This is a genomic window from Streptomyces sp. bgisy159 (genome assembly GCF_965341775.1).
Lineage (GTDB): Bacteria > Actinomycetota > Actinomycetes > Streptomycetales > Streptomycetaceae > Streptomyces.
On the sequence record NZ_CBDQZH010000108.1, the window covers coordinates 1 to 2257 of the forward strand.

Here is a 2257-nt window from a genome sequence, read left to right on the forward strand (position 1 = left end):
TCTCGACGACGGCCGAACCCTGACCCACTGACGGCGTATCAAATCTGACCCACTTGGTGATCTTCATCTGACCCTGGCCTTGGTGATCAAGGTCAGGAGGGAAGAGGTGATCCACGTGGAGGACTGGGCAGAGATCCGCCGGCTGCACCGGGCCGAGCAGATGCCGATCCGGGCGATCGCCCGGCACCTGGGCATCTCGAAGAACACGGTGAAACGCGCGCTGGCGCATGACCGGCCCCCGAAGTACGAGCGTGCGGCGAAGGGCTCGGCGGTGGACGCGGTCGAGGTGCAGATCCGCGAGCTGCTGCGGGAAACGCCGACGATGCCCGCAACCGTGATCGCGGAGCGGATCGGCTGGCAGCGCGGGATGACCATCCTCAAGGAACGGGTGCGTGAGCTGCGGCCCGCCTATCTGCCGGTGGATCCGGTCTCCCGGACGACGTATCGGCCGGGCGAGCTGGCCCAGTGCGACCTGTGGTTCCCCGAGGCCGACATCCCGCTGGGCTACGGGCAGACGGGACGCCCGCCGGTCTTGGTGATGGTGTCCGGCTACTCGCGGATCATCGCCGCGAGGATGCTGCCCTCGCGCCGGAGTGGGGACCTGATCGACGGGCACTGGCGGCTGCTGACCGCCTGGGGCGCCGTCCCCAAGATGCTCGTCTGGGACAACGAGGCCGGCGTCGGCAAGGGCCGGGTCACCTCCGAGTTCGCCGCGTTCGCGGGCCTGCTCTCCACCAAGATCTACCTCTGCCGGCCCCGGGATCCAGAAGCGAAAGGGCTGGTCGAGCGGGCCAACGGCTATCTGGAGACCTCCTTCCTGCCGGGCCGTCACTTCACCGGCCCCGACGACTTCAACACCCAGCTGGACGCCTGGCTGAAGGTCGCCAACCGGCGCGTCCACCGCACTCTGCAGGCCCGTCCGAGCGACCGGTGGGAGGCAGATCGGGCCGGGATGCTCGCACTGCCACCCGTCGACCCGCCGTCCTGGTGGCGGTTCCAGATCCGCCTGGGCCGTGACCACTACGTCCGCGTCGACACCTGCGACTACTCCGTCGACCCCGCGGCGATCGGCCGGATGGTGACCGTGCTCTGCGACAACGACGAGGTCATCGTCCTGGCCCAGGGCGGCGAGATCGTGGCCCGGCATCCCCGCTGCTGGGCCCGCCACCAGACCCTCACCGACCCGCATCACGCCGCCGCCGGCGACGTGATGCGCCGCGAAGTACACCGTCAGCACGGTGCAGCTGCCCGCGCGGCAGCGGCCCCAGACGTGGTCGAGGTCGAACAGCGCGAGCTGGGCACCTATGACCGACTCTTCACCGTCATCGACGGCGGCAACAACCAGGAGGCCGGCTGATGCCCGCTCGCACCGCCACCGACGCCACTACCCCGGCCACCAGCCGCCGCACCGGTCAGCAGACCGCCGCTGACCTCGCATTTCTCGCCCGGGCGATGAAGGCCCCGGCGCTACTGGACGCCGCCGAACGGCTCGCCGAGCGGGCCCGCAAAGAGTCCTGGACGCATGCCGAATACCTCGTCGCCTGCCTCCAGAGAGAGGTCAGTGCCCGCGAGTCCCACGGCGGCGAGGCCCGCGTCCGCGCGGCCCGCTTCCCGGCGATCAAGACGGTCGAGGAGCTGGACGTCACCCATCTGCGCGGCATGACGCGCCAACAGCTGGCACATCTGGGCACGTTGGACTTCATCACCGGAAAGGAGAACGCCGTTTTCCTGGGCCCGCCGGGCACCGGGAAGACACACCTGGCCATCGGTCTGGGAGTGCGGGCCTGTCAGGCCGGCCACCGCGTCGCCTTCGCCACCGCGTCCGAATGGGTCGACCGCCTGGCCGCCGCCCACCAGGCCGGACGCCTCCAGGCCGAGCTCACGAAGCTCGGCCGCTACCCGCTGATCGTGATCGATGAAGTGGGCTACATCCCCTTCGAAGCCGAGGCGGCGAACCTGTTCTTCCAGCTGATCTCGAACAGATACGAACGCGCCTCGGTGATCGTGACCAGCAACAAGCCCTTCGGGCGCTGGGGAGAGGTCTTCGGTGACGAGACCGTCGCGGCCGCGATGATCGACCGCCTCGTCCATCACGCCGAGGTCCACTCCTTCAAGGGCGACTCGTATCGCATGAAGGGACGCGAACTCGGACGCATCCCTCACGACGCCACCGACAACGACTGAACAACCGCAGCAGACACCACCTGGGTCAGGATTCAACCGCCCAAAGTGGGTCAGAGTTCAGCCGCCGCCGACA

The 2257-nt window shown here is 68.8% G+C and carries 2 protein-coding genes; both read left to right on the forward strand.

The features are described from left to right. The first annotated feature begins 106 nt into the window (after positions 1–106). The gene (gene istA, locus ACSLTV_RS36000) at positions 107–1357 is read left to right on the forward strand and encodes an IS21 family transposase (RefSeq protein WP_432140172.1); all 1251 of its coding nucleotides are present in this window, start codon (positions 107–109) and stop codon (positions 1355–1357) included. Beyond that, the gene (gene istB, locus ACSLTV_RS36005; RefSeq protein WP_432140171.1) at positions 1357–2184 is read left to right on the forward strand and encodes an IS21-like element helper ATPase IstB; all 828 of its coding nucleotides are present in this window, start codon (positions 1357–1359) and stop codon (positions 2182–2184) included. The genes istA and istB overlap by 1 nt, the downstream gene beginning before the upstream one ends. Positions 2185–2257: the final 73 nt, after the last annotated feature.

Coding starts and splice junctions, on each gene's coding strand:
- istB (WP_432140171.1), top strand. CDS start 1,357: ATGCCCGCTCGCACCGCCACCGACGCCACTACCCCGGCCACCAGCCGC.